A 22,589-nucleotide genomic window follows, 5' to 3' on the forward strand; every position below is an offset into this window, starting at 1 on the left:
CTGGACCATCGTCCAGGCGGGAGCCGTCAGCGGACGGCCCTGGGCTGCCACACGATGGAGGTTCAATGTCGACCCCGAAGAGATGGCATGTCATCGCCGCGGCCGCGGCGCTGCTGGTCACGGCAACACCCGCCGTCGTCGCCAGCGCCGGCGGATCCCCGACCGCCGCGGCCCGGCCGGACCGGGGCGAGTGGGCGGGCAGTTGGGCCGCCGCGGTCACCCGGGGCAACTCGGTCGGCCTGACCAACACCGGTCTGAACAACCAGAGCGTCCGGATGGTCGTACACGTCTCCGTGGGTGGCCCGGCGCTGCGCGTACGGCTGAGCAACCTCTACGGCGAGCAGGCGGTCCGGGTGGGCCGGGCCACCGTCGCCCGGCCGAACACCGCGACCGTCGACGACGTCTCCGACATCGACCCGGCCTCGCTGCGCGCGCTGACGTTCACCGGCGCCGCCTCGGCCACCATGAACCGGGGCGCCGAGCTGCTCAGCGATCCCCTGACCTTCACCGTCGCGGACGACAGCGACCTGGTGGTCACTCTGCACTTCCCGACGCCGACCGGGCCGACGACCTTTCACGGGCAGTCCCAGCAGACCAACTTCATCGGCGCCGGCGACCTGACCGGGGCCGCCGACGGCGGCGGGTTCACCATCCGACCCACCTGCTGCTGGTTCTTCCTGTCCGGCATCGACGTGCAGCGCAAGGGCACTCCGGGGGCGCTGGTCGTGCTCAGCGACTCCATCGGCGACGGCAACGGCAGCACGGTCAACGCCAACCGGCGCTGGCCCGACCTGCTCTCCGACCGGCTGCTCGCCGACCGTCCGGATCGGCGCACCCCGGGCGTGCTCAACCTGAGCCTGGCCGGCAACCGCCTCAACCACGAGGGCACCGAGCCGGGCGCCGGCGACTACCCCGGCTACTTCCAGCTCGGCCCGAACGCGGCGGCCCGCCTCAACGAGGACGTCTTTCCCCAGACCGGGGTCCGTACGGTCGTCACGCACCTCGGCATCAACGACATCTGGATGTCCAACGACCCGCCGGAGGCGATCATCGCCACCCTCCGGCAGATCAACCAGCAGCTCCAGCAGCGCGGGCTGACCAGCCTGGTGGCCACGCTGACCCCGTACGAGGGGCACGGCGCCCCGGGTGTGTGGACGCCGGAGAAGGAGGCCACCCGGCAGGCAGTGAACGCGTACCTGCGCGGCAGCCGGGAGTTCGACGGGCTGCTCGACTTCGACCGGGTGCTGCGTGACCCGGCCCGGCCCAGCCAGTTGCTGCCCGCGTACGACTCGGGGGACCACATCCACCCGAACGACGCCGGCAACCGGGCGATGGCCGACGCCGTCCCGTTGCGGCTGCTCAACCTGTGACACCGGCCCGGGGGCGGCGGCCGATCCCGCCGCCCCCGGGCGCCGACATCCTGGGGAGGAGAACGTCGTGACGGTGCAGGACCTGCTCACCGGCCTCTACAGCGAAGAAGGCCGCCAGAACCCGTACCCGTGGTACGCCGAGCTGCACCGGCTCGGGCCGGTCAGCGCGGTGCCGCCCCGCGCCGAGCACCGCACGGTGGCGGCGGTGGCGGTCGGGTACGACCTGATCGACGGGCTGCTGCGCGATCCGCAGTGGACCAAACAGCCGCCGCCGGGCTGGGAGGAGCACGAGATCCTGCGCACCTTCCAGACCTCGATGATGTTCATCAACCCGCCCGACCACACCCGGATGCGGCACGTCTTCTCCCGTACCTTCACGCCGCGCCGCCTCGGCGCGCTGGAGCCGGTGATCCTGCGGGTCGTCGACGAGCTGCTGGACAGGATGGCCGACGCCGGTGGCGGCGTCGTCGACTTCGTGGCCGACTTCGCGTACCCGATCCCCGCCCTGGTGATGGCGGAGTTCATCGGCATCCCGGCGGGGGAGCTGCCCTGGTACCGGGACCGGGTGGAGCGCATCGACGAGTTCCTGGACGTGGCCGGGAAGACCCCGCAGCGGCTGGCCGCCGCGAACACGGCGGCGCAGGAGCTGCGGGCGTTCTACCGGGAGTTGCTGGCCCACCGCCGCCGCACGCCCGGCGAGGATCTGATCAGCGCACTGGTCGAGGCCGTCGGCTCGGGCGAGGTGGAGCTGACCGAGGAGGAGCTGATCAGCAACCTGATCGTCCTGTTCAACGCCAGCTTCGTCACCACCGTCTACATGTTCAGCAACGGCCTGCCGCTGCTGCTGGCCCACCCGGGGGCGGTCACCGCGCTGCCCACCGACGACGACCTCGCCCGGGGCTGCGTCGACGAGGTGCTGCGCCTGCAGAGCCCGGTGCACTTCCTCGCCCGGGCCGCGCCGCAGGACACCGTGCTGGCCGGCGTGCCGGTCACCCGCGACGACAACGTGCTCATCATCATCGGGGCCGCCAACCGGGACCCGGCGCGGTTTCCCGACCCGGACGTCTTCGACCCCACCCGCCCCGGCCCGCCGTCGCTGGCCTTCGGTGTGGGCCTGCACTTCTGCCTCGGCGCAGCGGTGTCCCGGTTGGAGGGACGCCTCGCCCTGCCCCGCCTGTTCGCCCGGTTCCCCCGGCTCGCGGTCACCGAGACCCCGACGTACAGCGGCAGCCTCTTCCTGCGCGGCATCGACAAGCTGCTGGTCAGCACCGGCGGATAGGAGACCCGCGTGGCCCTGCACCCGGAGGTGGCGGCCTACCGTGCCGCCCGCGTCGTCGCCGGCACGCCGCCGCTCTACACGCAGACCCTCGGCGAGGCGCGCGCCGCCGACCTGGCCGCGATCCGCGCCGGCGGCGGCGCGGTCGAGCAGGTCGCCGAGGTACGCGACGAGCGGATCCCCGGGCCGGGCGGTGACCTGCCGATCCGGGTGTACAGGCCGGGCGGGCACGGGCCTCTGCCCACCCTGCTGTACTTCTTCGGTGGCGGGTGGACGCTCGGCAGCGTGGACACCGCCGACGGCATCTGCCGACGACTGGCCAACGCGGCGGGATGCCAGGTGGTGACCGTCGGCTACCGACTGGCCCCGGAGCACCCCTTTCCGGCCGCGGTGCACGACTGCCACGCCGCGACCGTGTGGATCGCCGCGAACGCCGACCGGTTCGGCGTTGATCCGACCCGGCTGGCGGTGGGCGGGGACAGCGCGGGCGGGAACCTGGCGGCTGCGGTGACGCTGCTCTGCCGCACGGACGGGCCTCCGCTCGCCGCGCAGCTGTTGGTCTATCCGAACACCGACGTCAGCGCCGAGCCGTCCGGCCCGGTCGACGACGACCCGGCGTTGTTCAACCGCCGGTCGGTGGCCTGGTACCGGACGCACTACCTGGCCGACCCGGAACACTCCCGGGATCCGCTGGCGTCGCCGCTGCTCGCCGACGACCTGTCCGGCCTGCCTCCGGCGCTGGTGGTCACCGCCGAGCTGGACCCGCTGTGCGCCGAGGGGCAGCGCTACGCGCAGCGGCTGCGGGCCTGCGGTGTGCCCACCCGCCTCGACCACTATCCGCAGATGATCCACGGTTTCTTCGCCATGCCCGGCGCCTTCACCGACGGCCAGCGGGCGCAGCACCGCGCGGCCGCGTTCCTGCGGGAACGGTTCGGGCTGCCGCCGCTGCGGGACGACCCGGCCATTGGCCAGGCTGACGATGACCCGGCCGCCGCCGGCTCAGGTGTCGGCGCAGCCGCCGCCGGCCCGGACGCCGCTGCGGCCGACGCGGGGGTGCGGGGTGGCTGAGCCGGTACTGGCCGACCTGCCGACCGGGGTGCCGGCGGCGGTGACGTTCGCCGACTACGGACCGCGGGCGCGGGCGGTGCTGGCCACGGACGTGTGGGACTACATCGCCGGCGGCAGCGCGGCCGAGGTGACCCTGGCCGCCAACCGGGCCGCGCTGGACCGGGTGGCCGTGCTGCCCCGGGTGCTGCGCGGCAGCCACGCCGTGGACCTCGGCGCCCGGCTGCTCGGCCGGCCGTACGCGATGCCGGTCGGGGTCGCGCCGATGGCGTACCAGCGGCTCGTGCACCCGGACGGGGAACTGGGCCTCGCGGCGGCGGCCGGCGCGGCCGGCGTGCCGTATCTGGCGAGCACGTTGAGCAGCACGCCGATCGAGGAGATCACCGGAGCCGGTGCCGAGGTCTGGTTCCAGCTCTACTGGCTGCGCGACCGGGCGCTGGTCCGCGATCTCCTGGACCGGGTCGTCGCGGCGGGCTGCCACGCGCTGGTGGTCACCGTGGACGTTCCGGTGCTCGGTCGACGCCCACGCGACCTGCGCAACGCGTTCCGCCTCCCGGCCGACGTGGTCGCCGCGAACCTGCCGCACGGCCGGGACGCCCTGGCGCACGCCGGCGCCCCCGGTGTGTCCGCGATCGCCGCGCACACCGACGCGTCGTTCGAGTCCGCCCTGCGCTGGGCGGATCTGGCCTGGCTGCGTGAGCACGTCGACCTGCCGCTGGTCGTCAAGGGGGTGCTGGATCCCCGCGACGCGGTCGAGGCGGTGCGGATCGGGGCGGACGCGGTGGTGGTGTCCAACCACGGCGGGCGTCAGTTGGACGGGGCGCCGGCCAGCGTCACCATGCTGCCGGAGGTCGTGGACGCCGTCGGCGACGGTGGGCAGGTGCTGCTGGACAGCGGCATCCGTGGAGGCACCGACGTGCTGCGGGCGCTGGCGTTGGGCGCGGCGGGTGTCCTGGTCGGTCGTCCGTTGCTCTGGGCGCTGGCCGTCGGAGGGCGGCGCGGCGCGCAGGACGCGTTGGCGTTGCTCGCCGCGGAGGTGCGGGACGCGTTCACCCTGGCCGGCTGCGCCGATCCGGCGGCGGTGGCCGAGCTGCGTACGCTCGCGGCGGGCTGAGCGGTGGCCCCGACGGAGTCGGCCGACCTGAGCGTCGCCGACCTGCACCCCGCGCTGGGTGATCCGGCGCTGACCTCGATGAACTTCCTCAACGAGGTGTCCGAACGCTATCCGGCGGCGGTGTCGCTCGCGGCCGGGCGCCCGTACGAGGAGTTCTTCGACGTCGCGGCGGTGCACCGGCACCTGGACACGTTCCACCGGCACCTCGTCGACGAGCTGGGTCACGCGCCCGAGCAGGCCCGACGGCTGCTGTTGCAGTACGGCCGGACCAAGGGCATCGTGCACCACCTCATCGCCCGCAACCTCGCGGTCGACGAGGGGATCACGGTCGACCCGGAGGCCGTCGTGGTGACCGTCGGCTGCCAGGAGGCGATGTTCCTGGTGCTGCGGGCGTTGCGGGCCGATCCGGCGGACGTGCTGCTGGCGGTCGCCCCGACCTACGTCGGGCTGACCGGGGCGGCGCGGCTGGTGGACCTGCCGGTGTGGCCGGTCGCCGGTGGACCGTCCGGAGTGGACCTGGCCGACCTGCGGGCACAGGCGCGTCGGGCCCGGGCGTCGGGGCGCCGGCCGCGCGCCTGCTACGTGCTGCCGGACTTCGCCAACCCGTCCGGGGTCAGCATGAACGTCCCGGACCGGCAGCGGCTGTTGGCGCTGGCCGCCGAGGAGGACCTGCTCCTGCTGGAGGACAACCCGTACGGGCTGTTCCCCGTCGAGGACGGGCCGCGCCCGCCCACCCTGAAGGCGCTGGACACCGACCGGCGGGTGGTCTACCTCGGCTCGTTCGCCAAGACCGTGCTGCCCGGAGCGCGGGTCGGCTACGTGGTCGCCGACCAGCGGGTGGCCGGGTCGGACGGCCGGGTCGGCCCGCTCGCCGACCAGCTCGCGATGATCAAGAGCATGGTCACCGTGAACACCTCGCCGATCGCGCAGGCGGTGATCGGTGGGCGGCTGCTGGAGCACGGGTGCAGCCTGGTGCCCGCGAACACCCGGGAGCGGGCCGCGTACGCCCGCAATCTGCGTCACCTGGTCGCCGGGCTGGCCCGGCGTTTCCCGGATCGGCCGGACCGGCCGGCGGTGGTGCGGTGGACGGTGCCGGCCGGCGGGTTCTTCGTGGTGGTGACCGTGCCGTTCGCGGTCGACGACGCGTTGCTGGACACCTCGGCGCGTGACTACGGGGTGCTCTGGACGCCGATGGCGCACTTCTACGACGACACGGCGCCGGTGTGCGCGCTGCGGTTGTCGGTCAGCGCGGTGACACCCGAGCAGATCGACCTGGGGTTGGACCGGCTCGCCGCCCTCATCACCGACGAGCTCCTGCGTGGACGGTCATAATGGGCCGCATGGTTGCCTGGGAGTACGCCTTGCTCGTCCGCCGCTATCAGGGACAGGGCCGCAATTTCACCGTCTCGTTCGTCTGGTACGGCCCGGACGGGTCGCGCAAGGACATCACCCCCTATGGCGACACGGCCATCGCGCACCTCAACCGCGCCGGCCGGGAGGGCTGGGAGCTGGTCTCGGCCGCCGAGGACGTCAACAACGTCCAGGGCAGCACCGAGGTTCACCGCTACCACCTCAAGCGTCCCCTGAACTGACTGCCGGCCGCCCGCCGGGGCGGTCACACAGTTGAGCGGTATACCTCAGCGTCATATTCATGACTCTGAGGTATACCGCTCGTTTCGGTGACTGCCACCGACAGCCCGGCCCGGGTGCCGTCGGACCCGGTTGACGACGACCGTCAGCCCAGGTCGATGGCCGGGTAGAGCGGGTGGGGGGCCAGCAGGTCGGTGGCCTGGCGGGCGATCTTGTCGGCCAGGTCGGCGTCGAGCGTGTACTTCGCCTTGGACGGGGTGCCGTCGGCGTTGGCGCCGGCCGTGGTCTGGGTCAGCACGGTGTGGATCAGCTCCGCGGTCTGGTCCATCTCGGCGGTGCCCAGCCCGCGGGTGGTCAGCGCCGGGGTGCCGATCCGGATGCCGGACGTGTACCACGCGCCGTTCGGGTCCTGCGGGACCGAGTTGCGGTTGGTGACGATGCCGGAGTCGAGCAGGGCCTGCTCGGCCTGCCGGCCGGTGAGCCCGTAGCCGGACACGTCGATCAGCACCAGGTGGTTGTCGGTGCCGCCGGTGACCAGCGTCGCGCCCCGGCGCAGCAGCCCGTCGGCGAGCGCCTGCGCGTTGTCCACGATCCGCTGGGCGTAGTCGGCGAAGTCGGGGCGGCGGGCCTCCGCGAGGGCGACGGCCTTGGCGGCCATCACGTGCGGCAGCGGACCGCCGAGCACCATCGGGCAACCCCGGTCCACCTGGTCGGCCAGCTCCGGCTGGCAGAGCACCATGCCGCCGCGCGGGCCGCGCAGCGACTTGTGGGTGGTGGTGGTGACGATGTGCGCGTGCGGCACCGGGTCGAAGTCGCCGGTGAAGACCTTGCCGGCCACCAGGCCCGCGAAGTGCGCCATGTCGACCATGAAGGTGGCGCCGACCGAGTCGGCGATCTCCCGCAGGATCCGGAAGTTCACCTTCCGGGGGTACGCCGAGTAGCCGCCGACCAGGATCAGCGGCTTGAACTCGCGGGCCGCCTCGGCGACCCGGTCGTAGTCGATCAGCCCGGTCGCCGGGTCGGTGCCGTAGCTGCGCTGGTCGAACATCTTGCCGGAGATGTTCGGCCGGAACCCGTGGGTGAGGTGACCGCCGGCGTCCAGCGACATGCCGAGCATCCGCTGGTTGCCCAACTCGCGGCGCAGCGCGAACCAGTCCGCCTCGGTGAGGTCGTTGACCTGGCGTACCTGGGCCTTCTTCAGCGCGGGGGACTCCACCCGGTCGGCCAGCACCGCCCAGAACGCGACCAGGTTGGCGTCGATGCCCGAGTGCGGCTGCACGTACGCGTGCGCGGCGCCGAACAGCTCCCGGGCGTGCTCGGCGGCGAGCGCCTCGACGGTGTCGACGTTCTGGCAGCCGGCGTAGAAGCGACGCCCCACGGTGCCCTCGGCGTACTTGTCGCTGAACCAGTTGCCCATGGCCAGCAGGGTCGCCGGGGAGGCGTAGTTCTCGCTGGCGATGAGCTTGAGGGACTCCCGCTGGTCGGTCAGCTCGGCGCCGATGGCGTCGGCCACCCGCGGCTCGACAGCCCGGATCACCTCAAGGGCGCTCCGGAATGCGGTGGACTCGGCGTTGTGCGACATGCGACCTCCAACAGACGTGCGGGAAGGCCCAGGCGCTCGGCAGACGTCCTCATGACGGGGCCGCTCCCCGATGGTTCTCCATCCCCACGCGCCAGTAACGGCCCGCGCCGATCCTACCGGGCCGGCCCCGGGCGACCCGGCCGACCTCCCGACGTGAGCGCGCCGAGGTGGTTGGACGGCGCTGCTGCCGGCCGGCGCGACGCGGGGCCCGGCCAGGCCGGGCCCCTCGTCGAACGGTGGTTGGCTCAGGCGGTCACCGCGTCGAGCGCCTTCTTGATCGCCTTCGGCTGGGTGGGGGTACGCGGCGCGTCCGCGCGCAACGCGATCATCTTCTCGCCGATCTCCTGGAGTTGCTTACGGCCGAGCGCCTCGCGGACCTTGGGGAACCACTCCTCCTCTTCCTCCTCGACGTGGTGCGTGACGTTCTCGATCAGCACCGTGGTCTTGGCGGTGAAGCGCTCGTCGCCGGCGTCCATGCTGGCCAGTTCGGCGCAGAGCACGTCGGCCACGTGGTGCTCCTCGTACGACTCGAGGATGTCGTCCTCCAGGTCGGGCAGGAGCCGGCGGACCTCCGGGTACATCACCTCGTTCTCCAGGTAGGTGTGCACCGTCAGGGCCTCGAGGATCTGGTTCACCAGCTTCTGCCGCTGGCTCGCCGGCCCCTCCTCGGCGTCCTGGAAGGCCTTGAACAGGCGACGCATCTCCTTGTGGTCCTCTTTGAGCAGGACGATGGCATCGGTTGACACCGGCGTGCCCCCTTTCGTAGCTCGGCTGGGTGTCGATCCGGTACCCCGAGGCCGAGCGGCGAAACGGGCGAATGTGGCCGATCTCGCCTGTTCAAACGGTGGCCAGGGTGCGCGGGATCTCGTCGAGCAGTTCCCGCGCCAGGAAGCCGATCCGGCCGTACCGGGGGATCAGCCGTTGGCCGCTCACGGCGTGCGCGAACGCTCCCCAGCAGGCGGCCTGCGCCGGGTCGGCGCCCCGGGAGAGCAGCCCGGCGAGCAGGCCGGCGAGCACGTCTCCGCTGCCGGACGTGCCGAGGCCCGCGTCGCCGCTCTCCTCCCGCCACCCGCGCCCGTCCGGGGCGGCCACGTGGCCGTAGAGCGAGACGACTGCCTCGTAGCGTTGCGCCAGCTCGGCGGCCTCAGCGTCCAGGTCGTCGCCCGGCTCCCGGCCGAGCAGGTGCCCGGCCTCGGTCACGTTGGGGGTGAGCACCACCGGGCGGCCCGCGCCGACCAGCAGCTTCGGCTCGTGGCTGAGCGCGCCCAGGGCGTACGCGTCGAGGACCAGCGGGGTGCGCGGCCCCGCCGCCTCCAGGACGAGACTCAGCAGCTCGGCGGTCTCGTCGATGCCCTTCAACCCCGGGCCGAGGGCCACCACGTCGGCCACGCCGACCAGTTCACCGAGCTGGCCGGCCCGGTCGGCGGCGACCGCGCCGTCGGACGTCTCCGGCAGCCCGACCACCAGCGCCTCGGGCACCTGGATGCTCAGCGTGGCCGCGGTGGACTCGGCGGCGGCGAGCTGGAGCACCCCGGCGCCGGCGCGCAGCGCGGCCACCCCGGCGAGCAGGACCGCCCCGGGCGTGAAGCGGGAGCCGCCGATCACCAGGACGGTGCCCCGGCTCTCCTTGCCGCCGGCCGGCACCGGCAGCGCCCAGTCGCGCAGCAGCCCCGGCGTGATCACCTGCACCTCAGACCGGTTCGGCATGGATCTCGTCCTCCCTCGTCGACTCGGCGCCCTGCCGGTGCAGGTGGCCGACCTCGTTGAAACCGCCCAGCGTCAGCCTGCCCTGGTCGTCGGCGGACCAGTCGGTGATCGAGCAGTTGGCGATGACGTGTTCGCGGGTCAACGCCATCAGCTCCGGCTCGGTCAGCCCTTCCACCAGGTACCGCAGGAGGAAGACCAGCGCGTCGTGGCCGAAGAGCAGCACCCGCTGGCCCTCGTGGTCGCGGCGCAGGTCGCCGAGGAGCGTCCGCAGCCGCAGCGCCACGTCGGTCCAGGCCTCACCGCCGGGCGGCCGGTAGTAGAACTTGCCCAGCCGGGCGCGGCGCTCGGCCTCGTCGGGAAACCGGCGGCGTACCCCGTGCCCGGTCAGGCCGTCGAGGATGCCCAGCTCCCGGTCGCGCAGCCGCTCGTCCCGGCTCACCGGCACCCCGGTGCCGTGCAGCGCCAGCTCGGCTGTGGACACCGCCCGCAGGTACGGCGAGACCACCGCCACGTTGGGGCGCCGATCCTCGGGCAGCCCGGCGAGCCAGCGGCCGGTCGCCCGCGCCTGCTCCTCGCCGGTGGGGGAGAGCGGCACGTCGGCGTCGCGGTGGCTGAGCCCGATCACGTCCGCGCCGTTCTCCTCGGCCCGGGTGGCCGCCACGTTCGCGGTGCTCTCCCCGTGCCGGATGATCCAGAGCGTCGACAGTTCCGCCATGCCGACCCCCCTACCCGGGCGCCGCGCGCGGTAACCGCGCCCGGGTCGCCACCGGGCGGCCGGTGCGTCGGCTCAGCCGCGCCGTTGCAGCAGGGCCACGGTCAGCCCGGTCACGTGCGTGACGCGGACCACGTCGTAGCGCTGGGCGAGCACGGCGGACTGCTTCTTCGGCAGGCCGGTCAGCGGCGCGTCGGTGACCGTCGGCAGCAGCACCCACAGCCGGGGCTCGTCGCGCAGGCAGCGGGCCGGGTCGGCGCAGTCCGCGCCGAACAGCTCGTTGCGCTGGGCCGCCGACTGTTGTTGGAAGACGTTGCGCGGCGACACGTCCGCCGGGAGGTAGTAGCGCACCCCCGGCTCGTGCATCCACCACCAGGGGCCGCCCGCCACGAGGCCGTCACCGGGCTGGTAGCCGGCCTCGATGACCCGCGCCGCCTCCGAGTACGACAGCGGCTTGAACGCCCGCTCCTGCGGATACGTGTACCAGCCGTGCGAGTACTTGCCGCGCAGCGCGAGCTGACCGGGCACGCTCAGGGCGGCGAGCACCACCAGCCCCACCGCGACCAGCGGGGCGCGGCGCACCGCGGCGACGCCCGCGCCGGCGAGCACCGCCCAGGCCGGCACGAGGAACAGCAGGTACTTGGAGAAGAAGTAGTTGATGTCGCCGGTGGAGGCCAGCAGGATCACCGGCAGCGGCAGGGCGGCGATCACCGCCGCCACGGCGGTCCGCGCGGCGGCGTCGCGGCGCAGGTGGGTCAGCACGCCCACCACGGCCAGCGCGGTGATCGCGGCGGCGAGCAGCACCGAGCCGAAGGCCTGCTCCCAGACCGTCCAGGGCGCGCTGTCCGGGATCCAGCTGATCTGCCGCCCCGCCTGCTTCATACCGCGCAGGATCACCGGCGCGGCGATCCCCACCCCGGCGGCGGCGGCGAGCACGAACCAGGCCAGCGACCACCACCGGCGCTCCCGCCAGCAGTGGATCAACACGGCCACGCCGTGCCCGAGCAGCAGCGTGAGCGCCACCACGTTCACCAGGCCGATGGCGGCCACGGCGAGCACGTACGCGATCCAGCGCAGCCACCCCGGCCGCTGCAACGCACGCAGCAGGAACAGGGTTGCCGCGGCCGCGGCGAGGACGACGAAGGCGTACGACCGGGTCTCCTGCCCGAAGCGGGTGACCGTGGGCACGAGGGCGAAGACGAACCCGGCGGCGATCCCTGCCGTCTGGCCGAACACCCGTCGCCCGACCAGCGCCACGCACGCGGTGGCCAGGACCATGGCCAGGGCCGACGGGAGCCGCACGACGGCCGGGCCGGTGCCGAACAGGGTCGTCCAGCCGTGCATGAAGAGGTAGTACGCCCCGTGCACGGCATCGACGTTCGCCAGCATGCCCAGAATCTGCCCGGTGGAGCGGGTCGCCACGTCGACGGTCACCAGCTCGTCGTGCCACATCTCCGGGCTGCCGAGACGCCAGCCGACCGCGAGCGCGGCGAAGGCCGTGGGCCAGAACCAGACGCTGAGCGCGAGTCGGCGGACGAGGGGGAGTCGCCGTCGGGCCGGCTCGGTGGCTGGCGGGGTCGGCCCCGCGTCGGTCTGCGCGGGAGGCGCGTCCGTGGTGACGGCGCGGTCTGGCATCGGCGTCCGATCGGGGGGGCGTGCGGTGCGGGCGCGACGATGATAGCCCCCGCCGCGGTCGCCGTCGGCCCCGTCGCGCGGTCACCGGCGGTGGCCTCGCGACGGCCGTCAGGCCGGCTCGCCGGTACTGGATCCGGACGGGATGCCTGATAATGTGGCCGCGCCCGTCGAGCACTTCCACCACGCACAGTAAGGCCCGCGGAACCGATGATTGTCGACATCATGCTGCCGTACTACGGGAGCGTGCCCCTCATGCAGGCGGCCGTCCGCAGCGTGATGGCGCAGAGTGACCCGGGTTGGCGCCTGACCGTGGTCGACGACGGCACCGAGCCGGGCGTACCGGAGTGGTTCGCTCAGATCACCGACGAGCGGGTCCGCTACCAGCGCAACGAGCGCAACCTCGGGGTCACCGGCAACTACCGCAAGTGCGTCGGCCTCGCCGAGCACGAGTACCTGGTGATGATGGGCACGGACGACATCATGCACCCCAACTACGTCGCCACCGTGCGGTCGGTGATCGAGCAGTACCCGGGCGTCGGCATGGTCCAGCCGGGGGTCGAGATCATCGACGCCACCGGCGCGGTGGTCAACACCATGGTCGACGAGGCCAAGCGGCGGCTCTACGCCCCGCGGGTCGAGTCCCGGGAGCTGATGGGCGGCGAGGATCTGGCGGCCAGTCTGCTGCGCGGCTGCTGGTTCTACTTCCCGTCGATCTGCTGGCGGACCGACGCGCTCAAGGCCGTGGACTTCCGCGACGAGTTCCAGGTCATCCAGGACCTGGCCCTGGTGATCGACTTGATCCAGCGCGGCGAGCAGATGGCCGTCGACACCACCCTGTGCTTCCAGTACCGGCGGCACGCGGTCAGCAAGTCCGCCGCCGACGCGGTCACCGGCACCCGGTTCACCGAGGCGCGGGCGTTCTTCGTCGACGTCGCCCGGCGGATGGACGAGCAGGGCTGGCCCCGGGCGGCGCGGGCCGCCCGCCGCTACATGTCGTCCCGGCTGCACGCCATCACGCTGCTGCCGACGGCTGTCCTCGCCGGCCGGATGACCGGCGTCAAGAGCCTGTCGCGGCACGCGTTCGGGCCGGGCCGATGACCGACCGCAGCCAGGGAGACGCCAGCGCCATGATCGTCGAACCACGGCACTCGGCGGAGGCCGCCGGACAGCGGCGGAGGGTGGCCGTGCTCGGTGGCACCGGCTTCCTCGGCCGCCCCATCTGCCGGGCGCTGGCCGACCAGGGGCACACCGTGGTCGCCGTGGCCCGCACCGCGCGCGACGTCGGGCCGGGTGTCGAGGTCCGCGCGCTGGACCTGGCCGCCGCCGACGTCGACGAGATCACCGCGGTGCTGCGCGAGCTCGATCCGGACGTGGTGATCAACGCCGCGGGCGGCATGTGGGGGCTCACCGACGCGCAGATGCTCGCGGTCAACGTCACGCTGGTCGAGCGGCTGATCGAGGCCGCCGGCCGGTTGCCCGGGCGGGTCCGGGTGATCCAGCTGGGCAGCGTGCACGAGTACGGGCTGGTCCCGGTCGACACCTCGATGCCCGAGGGGCTGCCGCCCGCGCCGGTGATGCCGTACGGCGAGTTCAAGCTGCGTTGCACCACGGCGGTCGCCGAGGCCGACCGGCAGGGCCTGATCGAGGGCGTCACGCTGCGGGTCGGCAACGTCATCGGCGCCGGCCAGCCCGGGCACAGCCTGCTCGGGGTGGTCGTGGGTCGGCTGCGCGACGCCCAGCGCGCCGGTGAGCGGGCCCGGCTGGAGCTGGCTCCGCTGGGTTCGCGGCGTGACTTCGTCGGCCTCAGCGACGTCGTCGCCGCCGTGCTGCTGGCCGCGACCCGCCCCGGGGCGGCCGGCCACGTGATCAACATCGGTCGGGGGGTGGCCGCCAGCGCGCGTGATATGGTCCAGCTCCTCATCGACGTGAGTGAGGTGCCGACCGACCTGGTCGAGGCGGAACGCACCGGCCCGGCCGAGACGAACTGGCAGCGGCTGGACGTCGGGCTGGCCGCCGAGGTGCTCGGCTGGTCGCCGAGCGAAGATCTGCACACCGAGATGAAGCAGTTGTGGGAGCACGCCGGCGCCGAGGTGCCCGCCTGATGGTCGAGAGGTTCCTGACCGCATGACTACCCCCGCCCTCGTCCGCTCCCGTGGCACGCTCGCCGATCTGCTCTCCGGCCGCAGCAACGGCATCGGGCTGATCCGGCTCTGCCTCGCCGTGGGCGTCGTGTTGTCGCACTCCAAGCCGCTCGGCTTCGGGGCCAACGACCTCGGCTACCACATCACCGGTCGGCAGACCAACGTCGGCACCATGGCCGTGTACGGCTTCTTCGTGCTCTCCGGCCTGCTCATCACCCGCAGCGCCAGGCGTACCGGCATCATCCGCTACGCCTGGCACCGGGCCCTGCGCATCTTCCCCGGGCTCTGGGTCTGCCTGCTGATCACCGCGCTGGTGGTGGCCCCACTGGTGGCGCTGCGCGAGCACGGCACCACCGCCGGCCTCTTCGACAACCCCTGGGACCGCGGCGGCCCGTTGGCCTACCTGCAGGCCAACTGGTGGACCGGTGTCCGTCAGTACGGCATTCAGGACCTGCTCAAGCCGACCACCCCGTGGGGTGAGAAGAGCGGCTCCAGCGTCTTCAACGGCGCCCTGTGGTCGCTCAAGTACGAGATGTTCTGCTACGTCGTGGTGGGCGTCCTGGCGATCACCGCGGTGCTGCGCAACGCCCGCCGGTTCGTGCTGTTCCTGACCGTCGCGCTCTACCTGAGCATCCTGCAGGACTGGGTGAGCTCCGGGCAGTTCAGCGGGCCGGCGTCCACGGCGAGCTGGTCGTTCGACTCGCCCCTGGTGGGCGTGATGAGCTTCCACTACATCGTCTACCTGGGCTTCCTGTTCGCGTTCGGCGCGACGCTGGATCTCTACCGGGAGCGGGTGCCGATCAACGACGCGCTGGGCATCGGCTCGGCCGTGGCGCTGGGGCTGTCCCTGCTCTTCGGCGGCTTCTTCGTCATCGGGCTGCCGGCGTTCGCGTACCTGCTGGTGTGGCTGTCGGTGCGGATGCCGCGCCAGCTGCACTGGGTGGGCCGCAAGAACGACTACTCGTACGGTATCTACATCTACGGGTTCGTCTTCCAGCAGGTGATGGCGAGCCTGGGCTGGAGCCGCTGGGGGTACGTGCCGTTCGCGGCGATGTCGGTCGCGGTCGCCTTCGCCGCCGCGTTCGTGTCGTGGAAGCTCGTCGAGCGGCCGGCTCTGCGGTTGAAGGACTGGACGCCGGGCTTCGTGGCCCGCCGCACGACGCGGACGGTGCCGGTTGAGCAGCAGACCGCGGTGGCCGAGGAGCCACCCGGGACGCAGCCGGTGTCGGTCGGCGGCCCGACGGAGGAACTGCCGCAGCAGCCCGCCACGCTGGTCCCCGGCCGGTAGCCCACCGGGCCCGCCTCCACGTCGTACCCTCGGGGGCGTGGCCACGGCGGCGGAGGAGATCCAGGTGGGGGAGCGGCTGGTCCGCGTCTCCAGCCCCGACAAGCCGTACTTCCCGGAACGCGGACTGACCAAGCTGGACGTGGTCCGCTACTTCCTGGCGGTCGGCGACGGCATCCTGCGGGCGCTGCGCGACCGGCCGACCATGCTGGAACGCTGGCCGCGCGGCGTCTTCGAGGGCGCGACGATCGCCACCCGGCAGACCAACCGCGGTGACGCGTTCTACCAGAAGCGGCTGCCGGCGGGCGCGCCCGCGTGGGTGCGCACGGCGCACATCACCTTCCCCAGCGGCCGGACCGCCGACGAGGTCGCGCCGAGCGAGCTGGCCGTGGTGATCTGGGCCGCCAACCTGGGCACCCTGCGCTTCCACCCGTGGCCGGTGTCCGCCGCCGACGTGGAGCGCCCCGATCAGCTGCGCATCGACCTGGACCCGATGCCCGGCGTGGGCTTCGAGCAGGTGGTGCCGGTGGCCCGGGAGGTGCGGGCGTTCCTCGCCGAGCTGGGCATGACCGGCTATCCGAAGACCACCGGCGGGCGGGGCCTGCACGTCTACCTGTCGATCGAGCCGAGGTGGAGTTTCGGCGAGTGCCGCCGGGCGGTGCTCGCGCTGGGCCGGGAGATGCAGCGCCGGCTGCCGGAGCTGGTCACCACCACCTGGTGGCGGGAGCAGCGGGACCGGCCGGTCTTCGTCGACTACAACCAGATGTCGCGGGACCACACGATGGCGTCGGCGTACTCGATCCGGCCGACGCCTCGGGCGCTCGTGTCGGCGCCGTTGGACTGGGCGGAGCTGGACGACGCCCGTCCGGAGGACTTCGACGTGCTCACCGTGCCGGCCCGGTTCGCCGAGCGCGGCGATCCGCACGCCGGCCTGGACGGGGATCGGCACTCGCTGGAGCCCCTGCTGGAGCTGGCCGACTCCGAGGGTCTGGAGGCCCCGCCGGAGCGGTGACCGGCGAGGCTCGCGCTACTGCCACGGGCTCTGCGTGCCGTCGAACTCCTCGAAGACCAGCCACGACCGCGTCGACAGCACCCCGGCGATGCGCTGCACCCGGTCGAGCACCACGTCGCGCAGGGCGGCGTTGTCCGGCGCCCGAACGAGGGCCAGCACGTCGTGCTCGCCGCTGAGCAGCGCGACGTGCTCGACGTAGCGCACCTGGGCCAGCTCGGCCGACACCTCCCGCCAGGTGTTCTGCTCGATCGTCAACGCCATGTACGCCGACGTGCCCAACCCCGCGGCCTCGGGCGCCACCTGCGCCCGGAAGCCCGTGATCACGCCTTCGCGCAGCAGGCGTTCCACCCGGGCGTACGCGTTGGTGCGCGAGATGTGGATCCGCTCGGCCAGGGTGCGCACCGACGTGCGCCCGTCGCGGACCAGCTCGTCCAGGATCCGCCGGTCGACCTCGTCCATGGCTCGGGCCGATCGTCCCGATCCGGTTCCCCGGCTCGCTCCGTCTCCGTTCTCCTGGCTCACCGACGCGCCTCCCACATGCCAGACGTCCCGCCTTCTGCGTGGATCTTGAGTCAATCATCCGTCAGGCGGAAGCATAGGCTCACCACACGTCCCAGGAGGTCCCGCCGTGACGACCACACCCCAGGCGGTCCGCAGGGCATCCCCGCGCGCCCGTCGGACGGTCACCCCGCCCGACCCGGCGCGCCCGCTGCTGCCGGACGCCGAACCGGTCCGCCTGCTCGATCCGACCGGTACGCCGCTGCCGGCCCGTACCGACTACCCGGAGCCGCCCGTCGAGGCGCTGCGCGAGCTGTACCGCCGGATGGTGCTCGGCCGCCGGTTCGACACCCAGGCGACCGCGCTGACCAAGCAGGGCCGCCTCGCCGTCTACCCGTCGTCGCGGGGCCAGGAGGCGTGCCAGGTCGCCGCCGTGCTCGCCGTCCGCGACACCGACTGGGTGTTCCCCACCTACCGTGAATCGATGGCGCTGGTTGCCCGGGGCATCGACCCGGTCGAGGTGCTCACCCTGCTGCGCGGCGACTGGCACTGCGGCTACGACCCCACCGAGGTACGCACCGCGCCGCAGTGCACCCCGCTCGCCACCCAGTGCGTGCACGCCGCCGGTCTCGCGTACGGCGAGGCGTACCAGGGGCGCGACACCGTGGCGCTGGCCTTCATCGGCGACGGCGCGACCAGCGAGGGCGACTTCCACGAGGGCATCAACTTCGCCGCCGTGTTCAAAGCGCCGGTCGTCTACTTCGTCCAGAACAACCGGTATGCCATCAGCGTCCCGTTGTCGCGGCAGACCGCCGCGCCGTCGCTGGCGTACAAGGGCGTCGGCTACGGGGTGCCCAGCGAGCAGGTCGACGGCAACGACCCGGTCGCGGTGCTCGCCGTTCTGACCCGCGCGGTCGCGCACGCCCGCGCCGGCAACGGGCCGTTCCTGGTGGAGGCGCACACCTACCGGATGGAGCCGCACACCAACGCCGACGACGCCAGCCGCTACCGCGACGGCGCCGAGGTCGACGCCTGGCGCGACCGCGACCCGCTCGCCCGCCTGGAGACGTACCTGCGCGCCCGTGGCGTGCTCGACGACGCGGCGGTCGCCGAGGTCGCCGAGCAGGCCGAGGCGTACGCGGCGGACCTGCGTACCCGGATGAACACCCAGCCCACTGTCGACCCGCTGAGCCTCTTCGACCACGTCTACGCCGAGCCCACCCCGCAGCTCGTCGAGCAGCGCGAGCAGGTCCGCGCCGAGCTGGCCGCCGCGCGCGACGAGGAAAGTGACGACTGATGGCCACCACCATGGCGAAGGCGCTCAACACCGCGCTCGCCGACGCCCTCGCGGCCGACGAGCGAGTCGTCGTATTCGGCGAGGACGTCGGCCAGCTCGGCGGCGTCTTCCGGATCACCGACGGGCTGCAGGCCCGCTTCGGCGAGAAGCGCTGCTTCGACACCCCGCTCGCGGAGGCCGGCATCGTCGGCTTCGCCGTCGGCCTGGCCATGTCCGGGCTGCGGCCGGTGGTCGAGATGCAGTTCGACGCGTTCGCGTACCCGGCGTTCGAGCAGATCGCCTCGCACGTGGCGAAGCTGCGCAACCGCACCCGGGGCAAGCTCAGCGTGCCGATCGTCATCCGGGTGCCGTACGCCGGCGGCATCGGCGGGGTGGAGCACCACTGCGACTCGTCCGAGGCGTACTACGCGCACACCCCCGGCCTGAAGGTCGTCACCCCGGCGACCGTCGAGGACGCGTACTCGCTGCTGCGTGAGGCGATCGATGATCCCGACCCGGTGGTCTTCATGGAGCCCAAGAAGCTCTACTTCGGCAGCGCCGACGCCGAGCTGCCGGCGCGTACCGAGCCGTTCGGCCGGGCCGTCGTGCGCCGGCCCGGCCGCGACGCCACCCTGGTGGCGTACGGGCCGGCGGTGCCGGTCGCGCTGGAGGCCGCCGAGGCCGCCCGCGAGGAGGGCTGGGACCTGGAGGTGGTCGACGTGCGGACCATCGTGCCGTTCGACGACGCCACCATCACCGCGTCGGTCCGGCGCACCGGCCGGTGCGTGGTGATCCAGGAGGCGCCCGGGTTCGCGGGTGTCGGCGCAGAGATCGCCGCCCGGGTGCAGGAGCGCTGCTTCCACGCGCTGCACGCTCCGGTGCTGCGGGTGGCCGGGCTGGACATCCCGTACCCGGCGCCGATGCTGGAGCACACCCACCTGCCCGGCGTGGACCGGGTGCTCGACGCGGTGGCCCGGTTGCAGTGGGACGACCAGCCGGACCCGCGCTGGGCGGCGCAGGGCAGCGCGGCATGACCACCGTCGAGCGGACGCAGGTCTTCCTCCTGCCCGACCTGGGCGAGGGGCTGAGCGAGGCCGAGATCGTCGAGTGGCGGGTCGCCGTGGGCGACATCGTCACGGTGGACCAGAGCGTGGTCGAGGTGGAGACCGCCAAGGCGGTCGTGGACGTGCCCTGCCCGTACGCCGGACGGGTCGTGACCCTGCACGGCGCGGCGGGTGAGGTCCGCCCGGTCGGCCAGCCCCTGATCACCATCGCGCCGCTGGACGGCGGCGACGAGCCCGCCGGGCACGCCACCTACCGCGAGGAGGAGCGTGCCGGCTCCGGCAACGTGCTGATCGGGTACGGCACCGGGCACGGCGGCGCGACCCGCCGTCGGCGTCGACCCCGACTTGCGCTGGCGCCCGAACCGGCCGACGCCGCCCCGGCCGGCGCTGTCCGGCCCGACGCGGTCCCGGCAGCCGGCGCCGGCCCGGCGGCGGACGAAGCGGCCCCGGTCGGTGGCAGCGCCTCCGCCGAGGTGCGGTCGGCGAGCGCCCTGGTCATCTCGCCGATCGTCCGTCGGCTGGCCCGGGAGCGCGGCGTCGACCTGGGTACGGTCCGTGGCAGCGGGCCCGGCGGGGTGATCCGCCGCGCCGACGTCGAGGCGGCGCTGGCCGTCCCCGTCGCCCGGCTCGCCGCCGTGCCGGACCCGCACGTCGCGCCGACCCCGGAGGGCGACGGCGACCTGATCGTCCCGCTCACCGGCGTGCGTAAGGTGATCGCCGACAAGCTCTCCCGCAGCCGGCGGGAGATCCCCGAGGTGACCATCTGGGTCGACGTCGACGCCACCGGGCTGCTGGAGACCCGCGCGGCGATCAACGCGGCGACGCCCGACGCGCCGGTGAGCATCCTGGCCCTGCTGGCCCGGATCTGCCTCAGCGGTCTGCGCCGGTTCCCGCAGCTCAACTCCCGGGTCGACACCGAGGGTCAGCGGATCGTCCAGTCCGCCGGGGTGCACCTGGGCATCGCCGCGCAGACCGACCGGGGCCTGCTGGTGCCGGTGCTGCGCGACGCCCAGCGACTCACCACGGCCGAGCTGGCCGCCGAGCTGGCGGCGACCACCGCCGCGGCGCGGGCCGGGACGCTCGCGCCGGCCCGGCTCACCGGCGGCACCTTCACGCTGAACAACTACGGGGTGTTCGGCGTGGACGGCTCCACCCCGATCATCAACCACCCCGAGGCGGCCCTGCTCGGCGTGGGCCGGATCGTGGACAAGCCGTGGGTGGTCGACGGGCAGTTGGCCGTGCGCAAGGTGACCCAGCTGAGCCTCACGTTCGACCACCGGGTCTGCGACGGTGGGGTGGCCGGTGGCTTCCTGCGGCACGTCGCCGACTGCGTGGAGCGCCCGGCGCTGCTGATCGCCGCCGTCTGACGCGTACCCCCGGCCCTGGCACCGCCCGCGCGGCGCCGGGGCCGGCGTGCGTCAGTGGTTTCGCGGTCGCGTCATCGGGAAGTCGGCCCCGCCGGTACGCACCGGAGGCGTCGAAGGGAGCCGACCCGTGGTCGTGGCGAACGAGCTGCTACTGAATTCGGTACGGGTGCGGCGGCCCGCCGCGGCCGGCGCACCGCTCTACTGCGACGCGCTGGAGTACGGGCTGACCGGCGACGGCGCGACCAACGACCAGCCGGCGTTGGCCGCCCTCGTGGACCGCCTCGGCGCCGGGTACGCCTCGGACGGGCGGGCCCGCGTCATCTACTGCCCGCCGGGCATCTACTCGATCCGCGATTCCGGCACGGTGTGGCGCAGTGGGGTCTCGCTGGTCGGCGCCGGCCCGGCGGCGACCCGGTTCATGCTCAGCAACGAGGGCAACCGGGCCGACCCGACCCCGCTGGCCTTCTGGACCACCGTGCAGCACGGGGCCGACCGGGACCGGCACATCGCCGACTGCACCTTCGCCGACTTCCAGATCGACGGCTCCGGCGTGGCGATGGCCGAGTACAACTACCTCGCCAAGGGCCTGGGCCTGCAGTACGTCGTGCGCGGCGTGTTCCGCAACCTCTACATCCACCACACCGCGGCCACCGGGCTGGGCTGCGACTTCCTCCAGGACTCGCTGATCGACGGCGTGGTGGTCGTCGGCTGCGGGCGACTGGACAACGGCGAGCAGATCGGCGGCGCCGGCATCGGCGTGGGCATCGGCGGTTGGGGCGCGGTGGAGCGGTTGACCATCGCCAACTGCACCACGCTCGCCAACGGCACCAACGGCATCTTCCTGGAGCTGCAGAAGGACTACTGGCCCCCGCCCCGCGGCTACCGCATCATCGGCTGTCACAGCCAGGGCAACCGGTTCGGCATCTCCGACTGGGGTGCCGACGGTCTCATCGTCTCCGCCTGCACGATGACCGGCAACCTGGAGGCCGGGTTCGACATCTCCGCCCAGGGCACCGCGGCGGTGGCCGGACGAGGTGGGCTGCTCACCGACTGCGTCATCGACGGCAACATCCGCGACGGGGTCATTGTCGGCAACAGCCCGGGCCCGTACACCATCCGGGGCAACCGGATCAGCGGGAACGGTCAGCACGGCTACCACGGGCAGGACCTCGGGCGGGGCTACCAGGGCCCGGTACGGGACGTGGTGATCGAGAGCAACGAGTTCTGGGGCAACGGGCTGGACGCCGTCCGGATCGACCACCAGATGACCGACGCGGTGCTGCTGAACAACCGGATCCGCAACAACGGGCGACAGTACGCGCAGGCCGCCAGCGGCGGTGGCGAGACCGTTCGCTACGCCCAGCGGTCCGTGGTGGACCGGTCGGCGACCTGGCCGCACGACGGGCACCGGGGCAAGGTCCTGCGGGTGGGACGGGCCGTGGCCATGGTCGCCGCGAACACCGGCGAAGAACTCGTCCTGGCGCCGGTCCGGCCCGACGGCATCACCGCGTGGAGTGGGGACGTACCGCCCCCGGGCTGCGGGTACGAGCTGTCCGCGGCACCCGAGCGGCGGGCCGGCATCACCATCGACGCGGCGTTCGACTCGGCCACCATCCGCGGCAACCGGGTCTGGGACAACCACGAGTACAGCACCCAGACCCACGGTCTGTGGATCACCGAGCGGGGCAGCTGTGTGGACTGCCGGGTCGAGGACAACGACCTCGCCGGCAACGCCAATGGCGGGATGCGCCTGGACACCCCGCCGGTGGGCGGACGCTGGCGCGACAACCACGTTGACAGCGACTGGGGCTGACCAGCCGGGCCGGAACGCGAAGCGGGGGGGGGGGGGGGGGGCGGCGGGGGCGCCCCCCCCCCCCGGGCCGGGGGGACGCGCC

19 protein-coding genes, 1 pseudogene and 1 riboswitch are annotated in these 22,589 nt (G+C 73.1%); of the genes and pseudogenes, 14 read left to right on the top strand and 6 right to left on the bottom strand.

Annotated features, from left to right (window positions below):
* The first annotated feature begins 92 nt into the window (after positions 1–92).
* From ACFYPH_RS07120 to ACFYPH_RS07145, 6 genes and pseudogenes are all read left to right on the top strand, one after another.
* A complete protein-coding gene (locus ACFYPH_RS07120) occupies positions 93–1,370 on the top strand; it encodes an SGNH/GDSL hydrolase family protein (protein ID WP_387180523.1) in 1,278 nt (425 codons plus the stop codon).
* A gap of 67 nt (positions 1,371–1,437) precedes the next feature.
* The gene (locus ACFYPH_RS07125) at positions 1,438–2,649 is read left to right on the top strand and encodes a cytochrome P450 (RefSeq protein ID WP_363937640.1); all 1,212 of its coding nucleotides are present in this window, start codon (positions 1,438–1,440) and stop codon (positions 2,647–2,649) included.
* 9 nt (positions 2,650–2,658) lie between these two features.
* A pseudogene (locus ACFYPH_RS07130) lies at positions 2,659–3,579 on the top strand (alpha/beta hydrolase); the annotation flags it as partial.
* Positions 3,580–3,721: 142 nt separating this feature from the next.
* Complete coding sequence (locus tag ACFYPH_RS07135; protein WP_387180525.1) at positions 3,722–4,825, top strand: alpha-hydroxy acid oxidase; 1,104 nt, start codon at positions 3,722–3,724, stop codon at positions 4,823–4,825.
* 3 nt (positions 4,826–4,828) lie between these two features.
* The gene (locus ACFYPH_RS07140) at positions 4,829–6,157 is read left to right on the top strand and encodes a PLP-dependent aminotransferase family protein (RefSeq protein WP_355137245.1); all 1,329 of its coding nucleotides are present in this window, start codon (positions 4,829–4,831) and stop codon (positions 6,155–6,157) included.
* Positions 6,157–6,417, top strand: a complete 261-nt coding sequence (locus ACFYPH_RS07145; protein ID WP_234587138.1) for a hypothetical protein — start codon at positions 6,157–6,159, stop codon at positions 6,415–6,417. Before ACFYPH_RS07140 ends, ACFYPH_RS07145 begins: the two co-directional genes overlap by 1 nt.
* 143 nt (positions 6,418–6,560) lie before the next feature.
* Here the strand turns inward: ACFYPH_RS07145 and ACFYPH_RS07150 are convergent, their stop codons facing one another.
* The 5 genes from ACFYPH_RS07150 to ACFYPH_RS07170 form a co-directional block, all read right to left on the bottom strand.
* Positions 6,561–7,997 (bottom strand): glycine hydroxymethyltransferase, encoded by a 1,437-nt coding sequence (locus ACFYPH_RS07150; protein ID WP_354860687.1) that lies wholly within the window; start codon positions 7,995–7,997, stop codon positions 6,561–6,563.
* A 19-nt stretch (positions 7,998–8,016) separates the two neighbouring features.
* A riboswitch (ZMP/ZTP riboswitch) is annotated at positions 8,017–8,106 on the bottom strand.
* 136 nt (positions 8,107–8,242) lie between these two features.
* Entirely contained in the window at positions 8,243–8,743 is a 501-nt protein-coding gene (locus ACFYPH_RS07155; RefSeq protein ID WP_354862600.1) for a hemerythrin domain-containing protein, read from the bottom strand.
* A 91-nt stretch (positions 8,744–8,834) separates the two neighbouring features.
* Positions 8,835–9,704: an NAD(P)H-hydrate dehydratase gene (locus tag ACFYPH_RS07160; RefSeq protein ID WP_355067809.1), complete on the bottom strand. Its 870-nt coding sequence runs from the start codon at positions 9,702–9,704 to the stop codon at positions 8,835–8,837.
* Positions 9,688–10,419 carry a histidine phosphatase family protein gene (locus ACFYPH_RS07165; RefSeq protein WP_355067811.1) on the bottom strand — a complete coding sequence of 244 codons (732 nt, stop codon included), beginning with the start codon at positions 10,417–10,419 and terminating at the stop codon, positions 9,688–9,690. Before ACFYPH_RS07165 ends, ACFYPH_RS07160 begins: the two co-directional genes overlap by 17 nt.
* A 72-nt stretch (positions 10,420–10,491) precedes the next feature.
* A complete protein-coding gene (locus tag ACFYPH_RS07170) occupies positions 10,492–12,051 on the bottom strand; it encodes a glycosyltransferase family 39 protein (protein WP_387179892.1) in 1,560 nt (519 codons plus the stop codon).
* Positions 12,052–12,258: 207 nt separating this feature from the next.
* Here ACFYPH_RS07170 and ACFYPH_RS07175 point away from each other — a divergent pair, with 207 nt between their 5' ends.
* Genes ACFYPH_RS07175 through ACFYPH_RS07190 form a run of 4 tightly spaced genes read left to right on the top strand, consistent with a single transcriptional unit; the run spans position 12,259 to position 16,489 of the window.
* Positions 12,259–13,149, top strand: coding sequence for a glycosyltransferase (locus ACFYPH_RS07175; RefSeq protein ID WP_354862608.1), 891 nt, complete (start codon positions 12,259–12,261; stop codon positions 13,147–13,149).
* Between the two features lie 29 nt (positions 13,150–13,178).
* Complete coding sequence (locus tag ACFYPH_RS07180; protein ID WP_387179895.1) at positions 13,179–14,153, top strand: NAD-dependent epimerase/dehydratase family protein; 975 nt, start codon at positions 13,179–13,181, stop codon at positions 14,151–14,153.
* A gap of 22 nt (positions 14,154–14,175) precedes the next feature.
* Positions 14,176–15,480, top strand: coding sequence for an acyltransferase (locus ACFYPH_RS07185; protein WP_363941049.1), 1,305 nt, complete (start codon positions 14,176–14,178; stop codon positions 15,478–15,480).
* A gap of 37 nt (positions 15,481–15,517) precedes the next feature.
* Positions 15,518–16,489, top strand: coding sequence for a DNA primase small subunit domain-containing protein (locus ACFYPH_RS07190; protein ID WP_355067818.1), 972 nt, complete (start codon positions 15,518–15,520; stop codon positions 16,487–16,489).
* 15 nt (positions 16,490–16,504) lie between these two features.
* Here ACFYPH_RS07190 and ACFYPH_RS07195 read toward each other — a convergent pair whose 3' ends face one another.
* On the bottom strand, positions 16,505–16,948 hold the full coding sequence (locus ACFYPH_RS07195; RefSeq protein ID WP_234587152.1) for an Lrp/AsnC family transcriptional regulator: 444 nt from the start codon (positions 16,946–16,948) through the stop codon (positions 16,505–16,507).
* 169 nt (positions 16,949–17,117) lie between these two features.
* On the opposite strand from ACFYPH_RS07195, the gene pdhA reads away from it, so the two are divergent.
* The 4 genes from pdhA (at position 17,118) to ACFYPH_RS07215 (ending at position 22,507) form a co-directional block, all read left to right on the top strand.
* Positions 17,118–18,284 carry a pyruvate dehydrogenase (acetyl-transferring) E1 component subunit alpha gene (pdhA, locus tag ACFYPH_RS07200; RefSeq protein WP_387179900.1) on the top strand — a complete coding sequence of 389 codons (1,167 nt, stop codon included), beginning with the start codon at positions 17,118–17,120 and terminating at the stop codon, positions 18,282–18,284.
* Positions 18,281–19,297 carry an alpha-ketoacid dehydrogenase subunit beta gene (locus tag ACFYPH_RS07205; RefSeq protein ID WP_355067829.1) on the top strand — a complete coding sequence of 339 codons (1,017 nt, stop codon included), beginning with the start codon at positions 18,281–18,283 and terminating at the stop codon, positions 19,295–19,297. The genes pdhA and ACFYPH_RS07205 overlap by 4 nt, the downstream gene beginning before the upstream one ends.
* Positions 19,294–20,694, top strand: a complete 1,401-nt coding sequence (locus ACFYPH_RS07210; protein ID WP_355137235.1) for a dihydrolipoamide acetyltransferase family protein — start codon at positions 19,294–19,296, stop codon at positions 20,692–20,694. Before ACFYPH_RS07205 ends, ACFYPH_RS07210 begins: the two co-directional genes overlap by 4 nt.
* A gap of 133 nt (positions 20,695–20,827) precedes the next feature.
* The gene (locus tag ACFYPH_RS07215; RefSeq protein ID WP_387180529.1) at positions 20,828–22,507 is read left to right on the top strand and encodes a right-handed parallel beta-helix repeat-containing protein; all 1,680 of its coding nucleotides are present in this window, start codon (positions 20,828–20,830) and stop codon (positions 22,505–22,507) included.
* The last annotated feature ends 82 nt before the right edge of the window (positions 22,508–22,589 follow it).

Origin of the sequence: Micromonospora sp. NPDC005252, assembly GCF_042872475.1 — a bacterium.
Taxonomy (GTDB): Bacteria; Actinomycetota; Actinomycetes; order Mycobacteriales; family Micromonosporaceae; genus Micromonospora.